This window comes from Paenarthrobacter sp. A20, assembly GCF_024168825.1.
Lineage (GTDB): Bacteria > Actinomycetota > Actinomycetes > Actinomycetales > Micrococcaceae > Arthrobacter.
On the sequence record NZ_JALJWH010000001.1, the window covers coordinates 1,022,802 to 1,040,912 of the forward strand.

Annotated in this window: 16 protein-coding genes and 1 pseudogene; 6 read left to right on the forward strand and 11 right to left on the reverse strand. The window is 60.5% G+C overall.

The genetic code is table 11. The features are described 5' to 3' along the window. Positions 1–30: 30 nt before the first annotated feature. The 3 genes from J3D46_RS04900 to J3D46_RS04910 all read left to right on the forward strand — a co-directional run bounded on the left by J3D46_RS04900 (position 31) and on the right by J3D46_RS04910 (position 2,962). Positions 31–942 carry a dihydrodipicolinate synthase family protein gene (locus tag J3D46_RS04900; RefSeq protein WP_253465382.1) on the forward strand — a complete coding sequence of 304 codons (912 nt, stop codon included), beginning with the start codon at positions 31–33 and terminating at the stop codon, positions 940–942. Positions 943–1,111: 169 nt separating this feature from the next. Then, the gene (locus tag J3D46_RS04905) at positions 1,112–2,587 is read left to right on the forward strand and encodes a gamma-aminobutyraldehyde dehydrogenase (RefSeq protein WP_253465384.1); all 1,476 of its coding nucleotides are present in this window, start codon (positions 1,112–1,114) and stop codon (positions 2,585–2,587) included. 120 nt (positions 2,588–2,707) lie between these two features. Beyond that, positions 2,708–2,962, forward strand: coding sequence for a hypothetical protein (locus tag J3D46_RS04910; protein WP_253465385.1), 255 nt, complete (start codon positions 2,708–2,710; stop codon positions 2,960–2,962). Positions 2,963–3,045: 83 nt separating this feature from the next. Here the strand turns inward: J3D46_RS04910 and J3D46_RS04915 are convergent, their stop codons facing one another. The 6 genes from J3D46_RS04915 to J3D46_RS04940 all read right to left on the reverse strand — a co-directional run bounded on the left by J3D46_RS04915 (position 3,046) and on the right by J3D46_RS04940 (position 9,304). Beyond that, the gene (locus J3D46_RS04915) at positions 3,046–3,708 is read right to left on the reverse strand and encodes a GntR family transcriptional regulator (protein WP_253469147.1); all 663 of its coding nucleotides are present in this window, start codon (positions 3,706–3,708) and stop codon (positions 3,046–3,048) included. A 147-nt stretch (positions 3,709–3,855) separates the two neighbouring features. Then, entirely contained in the window at positions 3,856–5,445 is a 1,590-nt protein-coding gene (gene betC, locus J3D46_RS04920) for a choline-sulfatase (RefSeq protein ID WP_253465388.1), read from the reverse strand. Positions 5,446–5,471: 26 nt separating this feature from the next. Continuing rightward, on the reverse strand, positions 5,472–6,239 hold the full coding sequence (locus J3D46_RS04925; protein ID WP_253465391.1) for an aspartate/glutamate racemase family protein: 768 nt from the start codon (positions 6,237–6,239) through the stop codon (positions 5,472–5,474). Beyond that, positions 6,214–7,767 (reverse strand): tripartite tricarboxylate transporter permease, encoded by a 1,554-nt coding sequence (locus J3D46_RS04930; protein ID WP_253465394.1) that lies wholly within the window; start codon positions 7,765–7,767, stop codon positions 6,214–6,216. The genes J3D46_RS04925 and J3D46_RS04930 overlap by 26 nt, the downstream gene beginning before the upstream one ends. Next, positions 7,767–8,303, reverse strand: a complete 537-nt coding sequence (locus J3D46_RS04935; protein ID WP_253465397.1) for a tripartite tricarboxylate transporter TctB family protein — start codon at positions 8,301–8,303, stop codon at positions 7,767–7,769. Before J3D46_RS04935 ends, J3D46_RS04930 begins: the two co-directional genes overlap by 1 nt. 23 nt (positions 8,304–8,326) lie before the next feature. Next, positions 8,327–9,304: a tripartite tricarboxylate transporter substrate binding protein gene (locus J3D46_RS04940; RefSeq protein WP_253465400.1), complete on the reverse strand. Its 978-nt coding sequence runs from the start codon at positions 9,302–9,304 to the stop codon at positions 8,327–8,329. Between the two features lie 261 nt (positions 9,305–9,565). Between J3D46_RS04940 and J3D46_RS04945 the strand changes: the two genes are divergently transcribed. Then, positions 9,566–10,456, forward strand: coding sequence for a formylglycine-generating enzyme family protein (locus J3D46_RS04945; protein ID WP_253465402.1), 891 nt, complete (start codon positions 9,566–9,568; stop codon positions 10,454–10,456). A 201-nt stretch (positions 10,457–10,657) separates the two neighbouring features. Here J3D46_RS04945 and pyk read toward each other — a convergent pair. From pyk to J3D46_RS04970, 5 genes and pseudogenes are all read right to left on the reverse strand, one after another. Next, a pseudogene (gene pyk / locus J3D46_RS04950) lies at positions 10,658–12,137 on the reverse strand (pyruvate kinase). Positions 12,138–12,240: 103 nt separating this feature from the next. Further along, positions 12,241–13,401, reverse strand: a complete 1,161-nt coding sequence (locus tag J3D46_RS04955) for a glycerate kinase (protein ID WP_253465405.1) — start codon at positions 13,399–13,401, stop codon at positions 12,241–12,243. A 5-nt stretch (positions 13,402–13,406) separates the two neighbouring features. Continuing rightward, complete coding sequence (gene dctA, locus J3D46_RS04960) at positions 13,407–14,885, reverse strand: C4-dicarboxylate transporter DctA (protein ID WP_253465407.1); 1,479 nt, start codon at positions 14,883–14,885, stop codon at positions 13,407–13,409. 149 nt (positions 14,886–15,034) lie between these two features. Beyond that, positions 15,035–16,132 carry a tartrate dehydrogenase gene (locus J3D46_RS04965; protein ID WP_253465410.1) on the reverse strand — a complete coding sequence of 366 codons (1,098 nt, stop codon included), beginning with the start codon at positions 16,130–16,132 and terminating at the stop codon, positions 15,035–15,037. Between the two features lie 154 nt (positions 16,133–16,286). After that, positions 16,287–17,180 (reverse strand): LysR family transcriptional regulator, encoded by an 894-nt coding sequence (locus J3D46_RS04970; protein WP_253465413.1) that lies wholly within the window; start codon positions 17,178–17,180, stop codon positions 16,287–16,289. A 222-nt stretch (positions 17,181–17,402) separates the two neighbouring features. Here J3D46_RS04970 and J3D46_RS04975 point away from each other — a divergent pair, with 222 nt between their 5' ends. Both J3D46_RS04975 and J3D46_RS04980 read left to right on the forward strand, forming a co-directional pair. Continuing rightward, positions 17,403–17,687 carry a hypothetical protein gene (locus tag J3D46_RS04975; RefSeq protein WP_253465416.1) on the forward strand — a complete coding sequence of 95 codons (285 nt, stop codon included), beginning with the start codon at positions 17,403–17,405 and terminating at the stop codon, positions 17,685–17,687. A 53-nt stretch (positions 17,688–17,740) separates the two neighbouring features. Beyond that, a complete protein-coding gene (locus tag J3D46_RS04980; RefSeq protein ID WP_253465418.1) occupies positions 17,741–17,986 on the forward strand; it encodes an SOS response-associated peptidase family protein in 246 nt (81 codons plus the stop codon). Positions 17,987–18,111 lie beyond the last annotated feature (125 nt).

The window sequence follows — 18,111 nt, forward strand, 5'->3', positions numbered from 1 at the left end:
TCGTCAAACACCCGAAAAGGACTTCACACCATGTCTCACATCAAAAAGGAACTCCGCGGCATCCTTGCTGCCGTCACCACCCCGTTCAACCAGGACGGCAGCGCAATCGACGAATCCGCCCTGCAGCGCCAAGTTGACCGCTTGGTTAAGGCCGGCATCCACGGCATCGTCCCCACCGGCACCACCGGTGAATTCACCACCCTGTCAGCTGACGAATACCGCCGCGTCATCGAGCTTTACGTCAAGGGTGCCGACGGACGGATTCCTGTAGTCGCAGGCATCGGCGCACTCTCCACACAGGGGGCCATCGATCTTGCACAGCACGCCGAGTCTGTCGGTGCCGACGCGATCATGCTGGTCCCGCCCTTCTATGATCCCCTTGACCTGAAAACCCTCAAGTCCTTCCTGTCAGCAGTCGCAGAATCCATCACCATCCCGATCGTCTACTACAACGTTCCGGGAGCCACCGGAATCCAGCTCACTGCCGCTGAGCTCGCCGAGCTGGGCGACATCGACGGGGTCGACTACATCAAGAACACCTCCGACGACGCTGTTGGCCTTGCCGAACTCTTGGCCGCACGCACCGACCGCATCAAGGCCTTCAACGGCTGGGACACCCTCACGTTCTTCGGCATCGCTTCCGGCGCTGAAGCCTCCGTATGGGGCACCGCGGGTGTGGTTCCAGAACTCGCCGTCGAATTCTGGAACGCGCTGGCGGAAGAGAAGGACCTGATCCGCGCCCGCGAACTGTGGAAACACCTCTGGGCCATCAGCGACTTCCTCGAGTCCGTCAACTACGTAGCGGGCATCAAAGCCGGTCTGGAACTCATCGGTGAACCCGTGGGACCGGTCCGCCTGCCCATCCAGCCCCTGCCCGCCGAAGAGCGCGAACGCTTCGCGACTATCCTGCGCGCCGCAGGCGTCCATCTGGTAGCGCCATAGCGTCTCCTGACGCTCACGCGACAACCTGATTACCCCAGGATGAAGGGCCTCTGGGACATCTCCGGCAAATTGCCGAAGGACCCAGCGGCGCTCCCGTGGTCACAGACAGCCCCAGTAAAGGGACGCGCGCCAAGTGCCCAATCCACAGCAAAGAATGAAAGCAGGAGTTGTGAGCCAGTTCATTAATGGCAAGATCGTCAACGGAACCACCGGGGAAACCGTGGACATCATCGACCCGTCCAACGGAACAACCATCGCCACTCTCACCCTCGCCGGCAGTGACGATGTAAAGCTCGCCGTTCAGGCTGCCCGGAATGCCTTCCCGGCCTGGTCCCGCGCCACCCCGGCTGAGCGCTCCGCGGTGCTGACTAAGTTCGCGGCCCTCATGGAAGAGCGAGCCGAGGAATTCGCGCAGCTCGAAACCCGCCAGGCCGGCAAACCCATCCGCCTCACACGGGAGTTCGACGTCCCGGGCACCATCGACAACATTGCTTTCTTTGCGGGGGCTGCCCGCAACCTCGAAGGCAAGGCCACCGGCGAATACTCGCCAGATCACACCTCTTCCATCCGCCGCGAAGCGATCGGCGTCATTGCTTCCATCTCGCCGTGGAACTACCCCCTGCAGATGGCTGCATGGAAGATCCTGCCAGCCATCGCCGCCGGCAACACAATCGTCCTCAAACCCGCCGAGATCACCCCCTTGACCTCCCTGCTGTTCGCCGAAGTGGCAACGGCAGCGGGCCTGCCCCACGGTGTCGTGAATGTCCTTACGGGCCGCGGGTCCACTGTCGGAGCCGAGCTGCTGCGCCACCCGGACGTGGATATGCTCTCCTTCACCGGCTCCACCAGCGTGGGCCGGACCGTACTGGAGGCTGCAGCAACCACCGCCAAACGGGTTCACTTGGAACTCGGCGGCAAGGCACCATTCGTAGTGTTCGACGACGCCGACCTCGAAGCAGCCATCCACGGTGCGGTCGCAGGAAGCCTCATCAACACCGGTCAGGACTGCACCGCAGCCACCCGCGCCATAGTCCACCGCTCCTTGTACGAAGACTTCATTTCCGGTGTTGCTGAGCTGTACGCCAAAGTAAAGCTCGGCCGCACCCAGGACCCCGCAACGGACCTCGGCCCACTCGTCTCACAGGCCCACCGGCAGAAGGTAGCCGAAATGGTGGACCGGGCACGCGGCTACGCCCGTGTCTTCGGAGGCGGAATTCCCGGCGGCGACTTAGCCGCCGGCTCGTACTACCGACCCGCCCTGGTAGCCGACGCGACTCCGGACAGCGAAATCTTCCGAGACGAAGTCTTTGGACCGGTCCTCGCCGTCACCCCGTTCGATACCGACGACGAAGCCATCACCCTCGCCAATGACACCCCTTACGGCCTCGCCGCTTCCGTCTGGACCAAAGACATTTACCGCAGCCTCCGAGCCACCCGCGAAATCCGCGCAGGCGCAGTCTGGGTCAACGACCACATCCCCATCATCAGCGAAATGCCCCACGGCGGTATGAAACAGTCAGGCTTCGGCAAAGACATGTCCACCTACTCCCTGGACGAGTACACAGTCATCAAGCACGTCATGTTCGACCTCACCGGAGATAAAGCCAAGAGCTGGCACCGGACCATCTTTGCCCTCGAACAATAGGCAGAACTGGCGGGCAGGGACTCTTCGCGGCCCCCGCCCGCCCGTTCTTCCTTGACCACACAGGAAACCTGACGCAATTGAAGCCATTGTCCGGAGCAAACAAGTAAGAGAGGAATTACCGTGGACCTCAGACGCATAGATGACTGGTCAACACTGAGCGGCGCCAACGTGCAGATCCGCTTGCACGGACATACTGTCTGCGCCGGAATTGTGGATGCAGTTACCGAGAACGGACGGATTCTCTGGATCCTGCCCACGGGGGACAGCAGAAGGCTCTACGAGCAGGACGGATCTTATGAGGTCTGGGCTACTGAAGAGAAGGCCGGCTTCCATTACCGAGTGTCGCTGGGTCTAACGTGCGCGCTTAGGGTCTGACAGACCCGCGGACCGTGACGTCCTAAGGCGCACCGACACGAAAGAGATTCGGGCAGGCTGGTGGTAGAAGCCCTTTCCTGGAGCTAGGACGCACTCCGGCTGGCAAGCAGAGTGATGAGATCCTGAGCGCTTTTAATCGTGTGGTCAGTAAAGGCTGCCTTGATGACTTCCAAGTCACGCGTCCTCAAAGCTTCCACCAAGTGCTCGTGTACGCGATGGGCGCGGGCTGGGTCGGCGCGGGTCGCCTGATCCTGGGCAAGCACAATGGTGAGATGGGCCTCTGTGACTGGCCAAAGCCTCAGCAGAAGCGCGTTCTCAGATGCAGCCCAGATATTGCGGTGGAAAGCAACATGGTTTTCGTGTTGCACCAACGGATCGGGATCCATGGACAGCCGGCTGTACTGTTCCCAACTGTCTTCGACCATCTGCATCCGCCGCCCTGAGGGGTCATCGACTATGGCAGAGGCCGCGAGGAGATCCAAGGCAAGCCTGGCATGGGCGAGGTCCATGATTCCCGTGGCATCAAGAGTAGCGACTCGTAAACCGCGATACGGCTCCTGCACAAGAAGACCCTCCTGGGCCATCTGATTCAGGGCCTCGCGAACCGTCGGGCGACTAACGTTGAGCCATTCTGAAAGCTGCACTTCGGTGAGCTTCTCGCCCGGTTTAATGTTGCCGAGCACAACTGCCCGCCGGATCTCGTTGACAACGCCATCCCGGCGCGAAATCGTCGCCACGGGAGACATCCTTGTCACTTCAGGAGCTGACCCCACTTTTACCTCCATAAATATCCGCAGATTGTCTGACAAAACGATAGTGCATTTGGGGCCGGGTGTAAATCACCCGGCCCCCAGAGCGAACAATATCGAGTGAACTCGTACCGCCTCGCAGGATCAGACCATGGTCGTCGTTTCCTCCGCTGTCATTGGTGCAGCTTCGGTGACGCTCCCTTGTCGGACATATCCCTTGCGCTCCACGTCGGGAAATGCGTCACCGCTGACGACGAACCGCGATGACGCTTCAACGGTTGAGCCGGTCTTCCAGTCACGAGTCCGGCCCATGGAGAGCGCTTGGGTAACCAGTCGTCGGTCGTTCTGGCTGGAAATGATGCGTTCTCGGAGACCTATGACATCGAAGCGTTCGAAGATCAAATCCCGGAGGTGGAGTTCCACTTCCTGGTGTTCGTCCTGTCCTGCCAGGTTTTTGAGTTCGTGGGGATCGAGTCTCAGATTGAACAGCATTGGGGCGTATGCCTCCGAGTAAACAAGCTTGTAATCACCTTCCCGGACCATGAACCGCGGCGCGACGGTGGCGTTGTCGTGTCCTTCAACGAAAGCCACCGTCGAGATGTCTGACTTTGTGTTGTCCAGAAGGTCAGGGGCAAGGGATGTCCCATCGAGGTGTGGGTGTCCTTGCTCGCTTCTTGCGCCGACAAGATCCAGCACCGTTGGCAGGACGTCAACAAGTGAAACCGGCCCTGTGGAGCGCCGTGGTGTGATCCGACCGGGGTAGGAGATCAGCAACGGGACTTGAACTGAAGGTTCAAAGAATGTCTTTTTGAACCACATTCCTCTTTCGCCCAGCATCTCGCCATGATCAGAGGTGAATACGACCACGGTGTCCTGGGCTTGACCGGTTTCTTCGAGGGCTTGGAGAACGGCGCCGATTTTAGTGTCAACGTAACTGATCATCGCGAAGTACGCTCGTCGGGCCCGCCGGGTCTCGGATTCACCGATGGAGTATTTGGCCATTCCGTTGATTTCGTAGACGAGTTTGCTGTGCTCGTCGAGGTCCTCGTAATTGACGGGGGACACGGCAGGCATCGGAATTGTGTTCTCGTCGTAGAGGTCGAGGTACTCCTGTGAAATCACGAAGGGATCGTGGGGGGATGTGAAGGAAACTGTTGCCATCCATGGGCGTAAACGGCCGGCCCTGGCGGCATTGAGAATGTGGTGGCGCGCCAGAAGAGACACTTCTTCGTCGTGTTCCATCTGCATTGTCCAGACCGCGGGTCCCGAGTCCAGGACCGTCCCAACGTCCGAGTTGCCTGCTCCCGTTTCGTAGGGGTATCGGGTAGCATCGCGCTGCCACCGGGGTGTCCAGGAGAAGTCACATGGATAGAGCTCAGGGGTCAGCCGGTTCTCGAATCCGTGTAATTGGTCGGGTCCGAGGAAGTGCATCTTGCCGATCAGTGTCGTGTCGTAGCCTTCGTTGCGTAAGTAGTGGGCGATCGTTGGGACCGATGCGGGGAATTCAGCGCCGTTGTCGTACGCTCCGATGTTACTGGGCAGGCGCCCGCTCATCAGCGATGCCCTTGAAGGGGAGCAAAGTGGGTATGCGCAGTAGGCGTCGGCAAAGTTGGCCGAGCGCTCAATGAGCTTGGCGATGTTTGGCGCGACGATATCGCCCTTGGTGATTAGGTCGATGCTTGCGGAGGTCATCTGGTCCGCCATCAGAACCAGAACGTTAGGTTGAGAAGCCATGGAATTCCTAAAGGTAGTATCGCGTATCAATGCGTGAAGGTCGGTGGGAGGCAAGCCCGGTAAACCAGCGAGGCCATTGCTGTGAAGTCGAAAACTGGCAGGCCGGTTTCTCTTGCCAGGCGGTGGGCGTAGGGAGGGATGTCTGAGCATTCCAACACCAGTGCACCAACGTCAGGATGGCTGCGGAGCATGTCAGCAACTTCGCCTACCAGCTGGTCCTCAAAGGCTTGGGAGTCGAGATCGGGTTTGCGCTGAGTGCGGATGACGTCCACGAACTCGGGGCAAGAGTCGACTGCGGCGACGGCCAGAGCTGTTGATTGGCTAACTCCGGACTGTTGAAGGAAACCGTGTTCGAAAATGCGGTTTCCCGCAGCGGTCACCACACCGACTTTCCGGTCTGGGCCGATCATTCCTGCGACCATCGGGATCAGCATCAGCGGCGAAGTGAAGACTGGAACATTCAATTCTCGTGCCGCATGTTCCTGGAAGACAGCGAACAGTCCGCACGTCGTTGTAATTGCGGCCGCGCCCTGTCGTTCCAGTTCCAATGCAGCCGTCATGAAGGCCTCACGGATGGATTGGTCTGGTCCCTGTCCTTCAAGCCACCATCCGGGCCTGATCTTTGCAGTGGCATACTTCACCGGGAAATCGAAGCTGGACGGGTTGGCCATGTTGCCTCGCGCCTTGGGATAGGTCGAATCCAGCTCAACAATTCCAAGGACCGGACGTGTGGCGTAGTCCCCTGAGGTGAGCCTTTGCGGAGACGCTTCAGTGTCGTGAGCTGTCGTCGGCATTGGTGGGTGCCTCCTCTGTAGTTAGCGGCTGGGGGAGGGTGCGCTGCCCTTTGGCCCTCGCGCGGCGCTTGCGGATAAGGCGGAATGCCGAGTAGGCCGCAGCGGCCACTGCCAGCGCTATCAAGGTTCCAGAGATCGGGCGGGTCATGAAGATCGTCAGGTCCCCACGTGAGAGCAGGAGTGATTGACGGAAGGCGGGTTCCAGGATGGATCCGAAGACGAATCCGAGGATCAGCGGTCCGCCTTCGAAGCCGGCCTTGCGGAGGAAGAAGCCGACGATGCCGGCGATGATAGCGACCCAGATGTTGAAAACGTCATTTGCTGCCGAGAAGGCGCCCACGAGGAGTACAAGCATCGTGCCGGTTGTCATCAAAGCGACAGGCACCCTGGCCACCTTCACCCATACCCGGACGAGCGGCAGGTTGAGGATCAGGAGCACAAGGTTACCGATGAACATCGAGGCGATCACGCCCCAAAAGATGTCAGGATGTTCCACGACCAAGGAAGGGCCCGGCGTGATGCCCTGGATCAAGAGAGCGCCGAAGATGACGGCAAGAATGGGATTGGGAGGCAACCCCAAAGTCAGTAGCGGGATGAATGTCGCAACGGCTCCAGCGTTGTTTGCCGTCTCAGGCCCGGCAACCCCTTCGATGGCGCCCTTGCCGAAGCGGCTTGGGTCTTTGGCTAGGCGCCGTTCGAGCGAGTAGGACGCCACGGAGGGAAGATCCCCGCCACCGCCCGGGACGGTTCCCAAAAGACTGCCCAGGATCGAGCCCCGAATGATCGGTCCGGCGCTCCGGCGCATGTCGTCTCGCGTAGGAAGTACCTTCCCGACGGGGCCTGCGGCGGCAGTGGGTGTCGGCTCCATAAGTCCGGAAAGCAACTCGCTGATGCCATAGACACCAATGATGATGACCACAAGGTTGAACCCGTCCAGCAGTTCGGGCACACCGAAATCCAAGCGTGGGGCGGCGTCAACGGGGTCCAAACCTACGACAGCCAGCAGAAGACCGATGCCGGCGGAAATGACGCCCTTGATCAGCGGGCCTTGGCTCATAGCGCTGACCAGCAGCAAGCCCAAGAGTGCAATCACCGTGTATTCCGGGGGGCCAATTCTGAGGCCGAACTCGGCCATGAGCGGAGCGATGAGCACCAGGGCGCAAGTGGCGACCAGGCCGCCGACGAAGGAGCCGATTGCCGCGATACCCAGGGCCGCGCCGGCTCTTCCTTGGCGTGCCATTTGGTAGCCGTCAAAGGTGGTCACTACCGAGGCGGACTCGCCAGGAAGTTTTAGTAGCACGGCGGTGATGGTGCCGCCATACATGGCCCCGTAGTAGACGCCGGCCAGCATGATGACAGCTGTGGAAGGCTCAAGTGTAAAGGTGAGCGGGAGGAGTAAAGCGACCGTTGGTCCCGGGCCCAGCCCGGGAAGAACACCGATCAGCATGCCGATCAGCACACCAATCAAGACGAAGAGAAGATTCGCAGGCGTGAAGGCAACCATGAATCCATCAATGATTCCCTGCATTAGAGGGACCCTCCAAAGATCAGCCCGGCCGGCAGTGAAATTCCCAGCCCGACAATGAATATTACGTAGACCGCAGCAGTAAGGATCAATGCCCAAAGCAACGAATACTTCGTTGAGCATCCGTGGAGCACCTTCAACGAGTAGAAGGCCAGCAGGGCAGCGGCGATCGGCGTTCCGGCCACTAGAAGAAGAGGCACGAAGAGAAGCAGAGGCAGGATGGCCAACGCGAGGAGCCGCCACTGGCTTATAGTCAGCGGTTGATTCGAAGCCGAATCAAGGTGCGGCGTAAAGAGAAGTACGATGCACAGCACAATGACCACCGAGGCGATAATGGCTGGCCAAAATCCGGGACCAGGCGCTGTCGGATCTCCAACCCGGTAACTCAACGAGATAGCGAGTATTGCTGCAGCCGTGGCCATGATGCTCAGGGTGACAACGTGTTTGGACAAGAAGCCGTGTCGCTTACGTTCCACGTCCTCGATCCTTTGCTCGTTGTCCGGGACGGTGTTCCCCTCATTGAAGGGCTTTTTGTTCATATCTACAAGCATTGCTTCCACCCCTACTGGGCGACCTTGATGTCCAATTTCGTGATCAGGTCATTGACTTGGGTCAGGGTCTGGGACATCTGGTCATCCAGTCCCGCGCCGGAGACATCCCCGGCCTCGTAAACGCTGTTCTTGAGGAATCCTGAGACCTTCTCGGTTGCCAGGGCGTCCTTGACCGCTCCCTCGAGAGCATCTGCGATTTCCTTGGGCAAGCCCTTCGGTGCCAGCAACACTTCACTGGCAGTAATGCCTGCGTCAGGGAAGCCCGCTTCACTGACGGTTGGGACGTCAGGCAGCTGCTCGACGCGCTTTGGCGTTGAGACGCTCAGGGCTTTGAGCTGACCGGACTTGATGTACGGCAGAGCAACACCAACTTCGGTAGCTGTGGTGTCCACCTGGCCTCCCAGCAGGGCTGTGACAGATGGCGCGGACCCGTCGAAGGGAACGCCTTGGGCGTCGACCTTAGCGGTACTGAACAAGGAAGCCTGGCCAACCTGCACCATGCCACCTACGCCCGGGTGGGCATAAGTGAGCTTGCCTGCTTTGAGCATGTCACCCAAGCTGTTCCAAGGAGAGTCTGCTTTCACGACTTGAACCAAACCGTATGAGCTCTCCTCCGCAATCGGGTCAAAATTCTCCGACGTGTAGGACGTGTTGCGCAGCTTCTGCTGCGCTGTGAAGGCAAAGCTGTTGGTCGACAGCAGCGTGTAACCGTCGGGCTTGGCCTTGCTCACGGCATCAGTGCCCAACACTCCTGCTGCCCCGGGCTTGTTCTCGACGATGAACGTACCGTCCAACTCGTCCTCTAGCTGAGAGGCGATCTGGCGCGCCACAGCATCACTGCCACCACCGGCATTGAACGGAACAACGATCTTTACCGGACTCTTGGGGTAATTCTGCACAGCGTTGGCAGCTCCACCTGAACCGCAGGATGCCGTACCGAGGAGAACGACGGCAAGAGCAGCGAGGGAGGGAAATAGACGTTTCTTCACAGTGACACTCCGTTGAAGTAGGATGCTGATTGTTAGACGATCTGCATTCAGGCTAGTTACTTGGGTCACACAATTCAAGGGGTGGTCGGAAATAGCGGCAGCCAATCACGGGGCTACGTCAGCCCGACGTCGCTGCATGGCTGAGTAAGCGGGCCGCGTACAAAGAAGAAGGAACACATGGAGACACGTCAGGACTCGGAAGAACCCGAAAGCAGGGCATGTTGTACGCCGCCGCGTCGGGCCGCAGCTCCGGTCAGCTCAATGAATCTGTCGGGAATCACAGGAGGGCTGAGGGGCGCGATCTCCCACGAAGATGTACGCATTCCGGCCGGCAACTTCCGTATGGGCGATGCCTTCGGAGAGGGGTACCCAGCAGACGGCGAGGGTCCGGTTCATGAAGTAGAACTCGACAGCTTCCAAATCGATGTCGTAACCGTGACCAACGAAATGTTTGCTACTTTCGTCCAAGCCACCGGGTACACGACAGAAGCGGAAGTCTTCGGCTCATCCGCGGTGTTCCACCTGATTTCCACCGCCCCTCAGAGCTATGTCCTAGGCGTTGCTGAGGGAGCGCCATGGTGGCTAAATGTCCAGGGTGCAGATTGGGCCCACCCGGCTGGGCCATCATCGACAGTCGAGGAAATACTCGACCATCCCGTGGTGCACGTGTCCCACAACGACGCCAAAGAGTACTGCCGCTGGTCAGGCCGCCGGCTACCGACAGAAGCTGAATGGGAATTCGCCGCCCGGGGCGGTCAGAGCGGCAAGCGCTATCCCTGGGGGGACGAACTGACGCCCCAGGACGAACACCGTTGCAACATTTGGCAGGGCACGTTCCCGCAGTCGAACACCATCGAAGACGGATATCTTGGCACCGCTCCCGTACGTTCCTACCCGCCTAACGGGTACGGACTCCATGAAATGGCAGGGAACGTCTGGGAGTGGTGCTCAGACTGGTTTCTGCCCAAGTATTACCGCGCCTCGCCTTCTAGCAACCCCTCGGGCCCAAGCATAGGGGCGGGACGAGTCATGCGTGGTGGCTCCTACCTCTGCCACGAGTCGTACTGTAACCGCTACCGCGTAGCTGCAAGGACAGCTAACTCCCCGGAATCATCGTCCGGTAACTGCGGGTTTCGAACGGTAACCATCTAATGAGCCGACAGACCACCGAGGAACAGGGGGAGGAAGTGCAAGCAGCGTTACTCGAGCGCGCACACCTTGATCCTGCCGTCCGCAGCGGCTTATCGGCTCGGATCCTGCGAGGGGGTAGCGAGCCCGATCCGCGCTTCACTCTGGGCCTCGGTCAAGGTTTCACGACTGACGGATTGAACGGGTTGGGTGTTCGGCCACGTATTATGCCCTTTTCTTCTTTTCCGGCCACGGGCCAACAGGCTCCTTGCGCGACGAGTCCACGGTGGACGTGTCGGCGAGGTCGCCTACCTTGTGGACCTTCAGGGAGTTGGTGGAACCGGCCTGTCCTGGAGGCGAACCGGCTGCGATGACCACCAGGTCGCCTTCCTCCACAAGCTTCATGTCCAGAAGGCTGCGGTCAACCTGTGCAGTCATTTCGTCGGTGTGGCCCACGGTGGGGACCAGTACCGGCTGAATGCCCCAGGTGAGTGCCAGCTGGTTCCAGACGTGCTCCACCGGGGTGAAGGCGAAGACGGGCTTGACGGGGCGCAGACGCGAGAGGCGTCGTGCCGAGTCGCCGGACTGGGTGAAAGTACAGATGTACTTCGCGTCCAGCTGGTCGGCGATTTCGACGGCGGCGCGGGTGATGGCCGCGGGTCTTGGGCTTGGTGCCCAGCGGGGGTACGCGCTCAAGACCGTGCACTTCGGTGGACTCGATGATCCTTGCCATGACCTTGACGGTCTCGATGGGGTACTGGCCCACGGAGGTTTCGCCGGACAGCATCACCGCGTCGGCGCCGTCGAGAACTGCGTTGGCGCAGTCGGAAGCCTCGGCGCGCGTCGGACGCGGGTTGTCGATCATGGACTCGAGGACCTGGGTGGCCACGATGACCGGCTTGGCCCAACGGCGTGCCAATTCAATGGCGCGCTTCTGGACGATCGGCACCTCTTCAAGCGGCAGTTCCACACCGAGGTCGCCACGGGCAACCATGATCGCGTCGAAGGCGTCGATGATTTCGTGGAGCTGCTCCACTGCCTGAGGCTTCTCGATCTTGGCGATCACCGGTACGCGGCGGCCTTCTTCATCCATGATCTCGTGGACGCGCTTGATGTCTGATGCATCACGCACGAACGAGAGGGCGATGAGGTCAGCGCCACGCTTGAGGGCCCAACGGAGGTCGTCCTCGTCCTTTTCGCTCAAAGCGGGGACGTTGACGGCAACACCGGGCAGGTTGATGCCCTTGTTGTTGGATACCTTGCCGCCGACTGTCACGACAGTGACCACCTTGACGTCGTCTACTTCCACGGCACGCAGTGCCACCTTGCCATCGTCAATGAGCAGGGCGTCGCCCACGTTGACGTCTTCGGTAAGGCTCTTGAGCGTGGTGGAGCAGATGTCCTTGGTGCCGGGGACATCTTCGGTGGTGATGGTGAAGGTGTCTCCGACGGCCAACTCGTGGGGTCCGTCAACAAAACGGCCAAGACGGATCTTGGGTCCTTGGAGGTCGGCCATGATGGCCACAGGCTTGCCGAGCTGGGCAGCAGCCTTGCGGACGTTTTCGTAGGTGATGTCATGCACGGAGTAGTCGCCGTGGCTCATGTTCATGCGAGCAACGTCGACGCCGGCCTCCAGCACCGCGAGGGTGTTCTCGAAGCTGGAGATAGCCGGTCCGAAAGTTGCCACAATTTTCGCGCGTCGCATATACCTACCCTTGTACCTTTCTGTTGTCTGGATTTCGGGCATGGAAACACTCGCCTGCGTTTCCCCGGGCGGGTGTTTCTGCTTCCGGCGGTATGTAGTTCGGCTAGAGGAGGCTTGTTCCGATGTCTTTGCCGATTTGTTGGAGCAGGGCGGCGGAGAGATAGGAGTCTTTGGAGGAGTCTTGATCGGTGTATTCGGTCAGGGTGTAGACCCGGGTGAGGGCCATCTCGGACCATCGGTTCTGGGGGAGCAATGAGCGGCCGGCCACGGCGATGATAGGGAGGGTGCCTGAGCGTCGTGCAACAGCAGCGGGCAGTTTCCCGGCCAAGGTTTGTTCGTCGATGCTTCCTTCTCCGGTGATCACCACGTCGCAGCTGTCCTTGCGGGTGTTGAAGTCCAGCAGGTCCAGGAAGTAGTCGGCTCCGGATACCTGTTTGGCGCCCAGGAGCAGGCAGGCGTAGCCAATGCCACCGGCGCTTCCGGCGCCTTCATGTGCTGCCAGTGACTCGGCGTCGGCGAATCCGGCTTCTGCCATCTTGGTCACGAAGTGCCTCAGACTCTCATCAAGGAATGCAACGTCCTCCCTCGTGGCACCCTTTTGTGGGGCGAAGACCGCCGGTGCGCCGTGGGGGCCACGGAGGGGGTTGTGGACATCGCTCGCAACGACAAGTTCGGTGTCGTGCAGTTCCGGGAGGGCGGTGCGGTGAACGGATTGGATCTGTCCCAACGCCGCTCCACTGCCATAGAGCTGGTGCCCTTCGGAGTCGTGGAAGCTGTAGCCCAGGGCGGTGAGCATTCCCATGCCGCCGTCGGTGCTTGCGCTGCCGCCCAATGCCAGCACGATCTTTGCAGGTTTAAGGCTGAGCGCGAACTGGACGGCTTCACCGAATCCGCGGCTGGAGGAGTTCAATGCTTCCAGTTCGCCTCCGGGTAGCAGTCCGAGCCCGCAGGTGTTGGCCACCTCGACGACGGCGGTGCTGCCGTCGAATGCGATGCTGGTTTGGACGGGCTGTCCGGTGGGGCCGACCACAGTGTAGTTGTGGCGGGTGAATCCGGAGGTGACGGCGGCATCGACGCTCCCGTCACCTCCGTCCGCCAGGGGAAGCAGTTCACAATGAACTGCTCCGGCCGTGCCTGGGACGTTCGCGGCGGAGCGGATCCCTGTTGCCAGGGCCTGCGCTACTTCGCTGGCTGTGAGGCTGCCCTTGAACTTGTCGGGTGCGATGAGGGTCCGCACGGTTTTGGGGCCGGTGGTTGTGTTCATGTCAGTTAGACAGTCTCCGAGTGGGTGGGGCGAGTCCCTGCTGGGGCAAGCTCGGTAACTGGGCCTGCGGGCTTGGAAACACTTTCCTTGGATCCGTGGTGGCCGTATTCGGTGAGGTCTTCATCGATGTCGGTGACCTCCTCAAGGTGGATGGGGTCCTCCGAGGGCATGGGCTCGACGGTTTCGCCGGCGAAGACGCGGCGGGCGCGGTCTGCGTCGAGTGTGCGGTCCCACCAGGCGATGAAGAGGGTGGCTACGGCGTTTCCGGTGAAGTTCACCAGGGCGCGGCATTCGGACATGAACTTGTCGATGCCGAAGATGAGCATGATGCCGGCCGCGGGGATGGTGCCGATGGTGGTCAGGGTTGCGGTCAGGGCGATGAATCCGCCACCGGCAACTCCTGCCGCGCCCTTGGATGTCAGCAGCATGACTGCGAGGAGACCCAGTTGCTGGCCGATGGTGAGGTCCGTGTTGGTGGCCTGAGCGATGTAGAGGGCAGCGAGGGAGAGGTAGATCGCGGCCCCGTCGAGGTTGAAGCTGTATCCGGTGGGAACAACCAGGCCTACTGTTTCCTTCTTCACGCCGGCGTGCTCCAGCTTGCGCATCAGGCCGGGCAGGGCAGGTTCCGCGGTGGAGGTGCCCAGGATGAGCATGTACTCCTCCTTCAGGTGGCGGATCATCGTAAAGATGTTCAGCTTCAGGAAAGCCATGACGGAACCGAGGACAACGACGACGAAGAGGATCGAGGTGACGTAGAACAGGGCGATCAGTCCGCCCATGCTGGTCAGCGACGAGACACCGTACTTGCCCACAGCGAAGGCCATCGCGCCGAAGGCACCGATGGGGGCGGCCTTCATGATGAAGCTCAGGATCTTGAACATGACACCGGTGAGGCGCTGCACACCGTCCAGTACAGGGGCGCCGACCTTGCCCATGGCGTTCAGGGCGATGCCGAAGACCACGGCGATGAAGATGATCTGCAGGATGTCGCCCTCGACGAAAGGGCCAACAATGCTGTTCGGGATGATGTGCGTGAGGAATTGCCACCATTCCTGGTGCGCGCCTGCGTCAATCAGCTTTGCCGCGGAATCAGAGGTCTTGATGGTGCTGGCGTCCGCGTTGACGCCGTCGCCCAGACGGAAGATGTTGATGGCCACGAGGCCGAAGACCATTGCGAAAATGGTGCCGACTTGAAAGTACGTCAGGGCCTTCAGGCCGGTCATGCCGACCTTTTTCAGGTCAGCGACGCTGGCGATTCCGCCAACGATGGTGAGGAACACGATGGGGCCGATGAGCATCTTCATCGAGTTCACGAACGTAGTGCCGATGGGCTCCATGGCGATTCCGACGGCCGGTGCCAGCCAGCCGACCAGGATGCCGATAACAATGGCTGTCAGTACCCAGAAGTAAAGCTGCCGGTACCAGCGGGTTTTGGGCGCCTTCGTGGCTGCCGCTGTTCCGCCGGCGGTGTTGATGTGATCCATGATTCCTACCTCGTTGTGGAATAGCTGGAGAGTCTTTGATGAATGTGGGGCCGACAGAAATGAGCGGCGGCGGTATGCTGCACCGCCGCCCATTCCGGGCTGTGTACTGAGCGCCAGGGCTGGTCGGCCCCGGCGGCCGGAGTTTCTGGTTAGACGGTCGCTGGTGCGAGGGTCAGTGCCTTGACGATTGCCTCGGTGACATCGTCAGTGTTGGCGCTCCCGCCGACGTCGCGGGTCAGGTGACCGGAGCCGGTAGCGGTCTCGATGGCGGCTTCAACCTTGCGCGCTTCCTCATGCAGACCGAAGTGGTCCAGCATCAGGGCGGCGGAGGCGATCGCACCGATCGGGTTGCTGATGCCCTGGCCGGCGATGTCCGGAGCCGAACCGTGGACCGGTTCGAACATGGACGGGAAGCGGCGCTCCGGGTTCAGGTTCGCGCTGGCCGCAAGACCCAAGCTGCCGGCAAGCGCCGATCCGAGGTCAGAGAGGATATCGGCGTTCAGGTTGGACGCCACGACGACGGACAGGTCTTCGGGCTTGAGGATAAACTTGGCGCTCATCGCATCAACAAGTACGCTCTCGGTCTGCACGTCCGGGTAGTCCAGGGCAACGCGGTTGAAGACTTCGTCCCAGAGGACCATGCCGTACTGCTGGGCGTTGGACTTGGTGACCGAGGAAACCTTCTTCACGGTGCGGGTGCGGGCCAGGTCGAAGGCGAAGCGCATGATGCGTTCGCAGCCCTTCTCAGTGAAGAGCGCGGTCTGCAGGGCTACTTCGTTGCCGGGGCCGCGTCCGCTGAGGTTGCGCCCGCCAAGGCCGGCGTATTCGCCTTCGCTGTTTTCGCGGACTACAACCCAGTCCAGTTCGGTGTTGTCGGCCTTGCGCAACGGGGACTGGACGCCGGGGAGGAACTTCACCGGGCGGATGTTGGCCCACTGGTCAAAGTTTTGGGTGATGTTCAGGCGCAGGCCCCAGAGGCTGATGTGATCCGGGACGTTTTCCCAGCCGACGGCGCCGAAGTAGATCGCGTCGAAGTCCTTCAGGGTCTCCAGGCCGTCGTCGGCCATCATTTTGCCGGTTTCTGCGTAGTAGCCGCAACCCCAGGGGAATTCGGTCCAGTCGAAGGCGAACTTGCCGTTGGAGTTCTCGGCCAGGGCATCCAGGACGCGGCGGCCGGCGGAAACGACTTCCTTGCCGACACCGTCGGCGGGGATGGATGCGATGCGGAAATTCTGGGTGGCGCTCATGTGCCTACCTCCTCGTTGAGTGTTTAGCAGTGAGCCTGTTAGCGGGGTCACACTGTTCTTCCTCTTCAAGTAGACGGCTTGCTCTTATGCGGCGTCCAAGACCAAGATTCGATACGGCTTATAGGAGATGCCTATCGATGGGGGTGGTGGCTGCTCAGGGTCCAGGGGAGGCATGGAGTTCTGCCACGGCCAGGAAGGCTAGGGCGGCGGGTGTCAGATCTTCCTTCCGGCTCAAGATCGCAACGTCCAGATGGGAGACGGGTTCGATGAGCCGGGTTCTGAGTCCTGACTTGTGGGCCAGGGGCGCCCAGGATGAAGGCATGACCGCGTGCCCGACGCCGGCGAGCACGAGGGGGAGGATGGAGGTCCGGTGGGCGACTTCGACAACGATTTCGGTGTCGACACCGTGGGCCAGCGCGTCATCGACCAGCCAGCGCATCAGGGAACCCCGCTGACTTGCGATCAGCCGGTGACCGCCCAAATCTTCTCGTTGTATCGCGGTTCCGGGGTTAAAGGTGTCCGCATGCGGGTTGACGATGAGAATCAGAGGTTGGCGCTCCAACTCAAGGACCTGGACTCCCGGCACCTTGATCGGCGTGGGAGAGCCGGCGAGCCCGATCTCGGTGCTGCCGGTCCGGACGGACTCTATGACTTCTTCGGGCGTGAAGGCGGCGCTGACGTTGAGCCGTACAGAAGGATGCAGCCGGGTGAAGCCGGCGATCATGGATGTCAGCGGTTCGATGCCCGGGGAGGGCATGGTGATGATATCCAACCGACCACTCCGGACGCCGCGCAGTGCCTGTACGGCCGAGGCCGCAGCATCAAGGTCCCGCATAACCAGCCTGGCGGGTCCGACGAGTTCCTTTCCCGCTTCGCTGAGGACGGCGCGGCGGCCAATGCGATGAAACAGCGGCACTCCTAAGTCCTTTTCCAGACTTGCGATGGTCTGCGAGAGCGAGGGCTGGGCGATCAGTAAATGTTCTGCCGCTCGGTTGAAGCCGTCGTGATCAACCACGGCCAGAAAGTACTTCAGCTTTCGCGTATCCAAGTCAGCTTCCCTAGGTTTCAGTCATTACGGTTGCAGGCAATTCTGCCCTGCTGCGCGTTGGCGAGGCGCCCTTTGATAGGTTGCGCCTATCGAGTGTATTGCTTCTAGGTCTTGGACGCTGCCGCAGAGGAGTGGCTCTAATGGGAACAATAGAGCAACCTGCTTGGAAGCGATGTTTGCGTAAATCAGACGTCTCCACTGGCATCCTACGAAGGTCATCACATGTACATCTCGAATCAACGGGCCTCCCTTGCTGTGCCCAGCTCACTTCGCTTGGAAGTGACGACCTGGCACCAGCTGAACGCCGGCGACACGATCGTGCTGTTGACCTCAGACAAACTCAATCCACGGTTCGCGGGACGCGTCGATGACATCTCCCCGGATAGTCGCTACTTATGGCTGATCCAGAGCAACGGTGCCGGGCGCCGTCTATTCCACCGCGCCGAGGGGTTTACGACCCTTCTGGACTCAGTAGCGCCTAGGAATACGGATGCCGATATAAGGTAATTCGAAGCCACGCGCGGCCTCCGCTTTAGCGGTTTTATGGGCAGAATGGGCTCATGTGCGGCAGATACGTGATGTCCAAAGCAACAAGCGACCTTCTGAGCCACTTCGATGCCAAGGAAGTTGAAGGCAACCCACCGGGGCCGAGCTGGAACGTCGCCCCCACCCAGAACGTGCCGATCGTAGCCGAACGCTTAGACGAAGGAGCCCTTGACCGGCGCCTCCTGATCGCCAAATGGGGTCTGGTGCCGTCCTGGGCAAAGGACACCAAGATCGGCTCCAAGCTTCTCTGCACTAACTGATCATCAGCAATTGGGCAGTGTCCCATCGAGGAGTGTTCCACTTCTAAGGAAGTGGGACATGGAATTAAGCTCCGTATATGCCCGGGCACGAGGGGCTCATGACCTGATACGTGTATCGCGGTGCG

Coding starts and splice junctions, on each gene's coding strand:
- J3D46_RS04900 (WP_253465382.1), top strand. CDS start 31: ATGTCTCACATCAAAAAGGAACTCCGCGGCATCCTTGCTGCCGTCACC.
- J3D46_RS04915 (WP_253469147.1), bottom strand. CDS start 3,708: ATGTCTCCCGTGGCGACGATTTCGCGCCGGGATGGCGTTGTCAACGAG.
- betC (WP_253465388.1), bottom strand. CDS start 5,445: ATGGCTTCTCAACCTAACGTTCTGGTTCTGATGGCGGACCAGATGACC.
- J3D46_RS04925 (WP_253465391.1), bottom strand. CDS start 6,239: ATGCCGACGACAGCTCACGACACTGAAGCGTCTCCGCAAAGGCTCACC.
- J3D46_RS04930 (WP_253465394.1), bottom strand. CDS start 7,767: ATGCAGGGAATCATTGATGGATTCATGGTTGCCTTCACGCCTGCGAAT.
- J3D46_RS04935 (WP_253465397.1), bottom strand. CDS start 8,303: ATGAACAAAAAGCCCTTCAATGAGGGGAACACCGTCCCGGACAACGAG.
- J3D46_RS04945 (WP_253465402.1), top strand. CDS start 9,566: ATGAATCTGTCGGGAATCACAGGAGGGCTGAGGGGCGCGATCTCCCAC.
- J3D46_RS04955 (WP_253465405.1), bottom strand. CDS start 13,401: ATGAACACAACCACCGGCCCCAAAACCGTGCGGACCCTCATCGCACCC.
- dctA (WP_253465407.1), bottom strand. CDS start 14,885: ATGGATCACATCAACACCGCCGGCGGAACAGCGGCAGCCACGAAGGCG.
- J3D46_RS04965 (WP_253465410.1), bottom strand. CDS start 16,132: ATGAGCGCCACCCAGAATTTCCGCATCGCATCCATCCCCGCCGACGGT.
- J3D46_RS04975 (WP_253465416.1), top strand. CDS start 17,403: ATGTACATCTCGAATCAACGGGCCTCCCTTGCTGTGCCCAGCTCACTT.
- J3D46_RS04980 (WP_253465418.1), top strand. CDS start 17,741: ATGTGCGGCAGATACGTGATGTCCAAAGCAACAAGCGACCTTCTGAGC.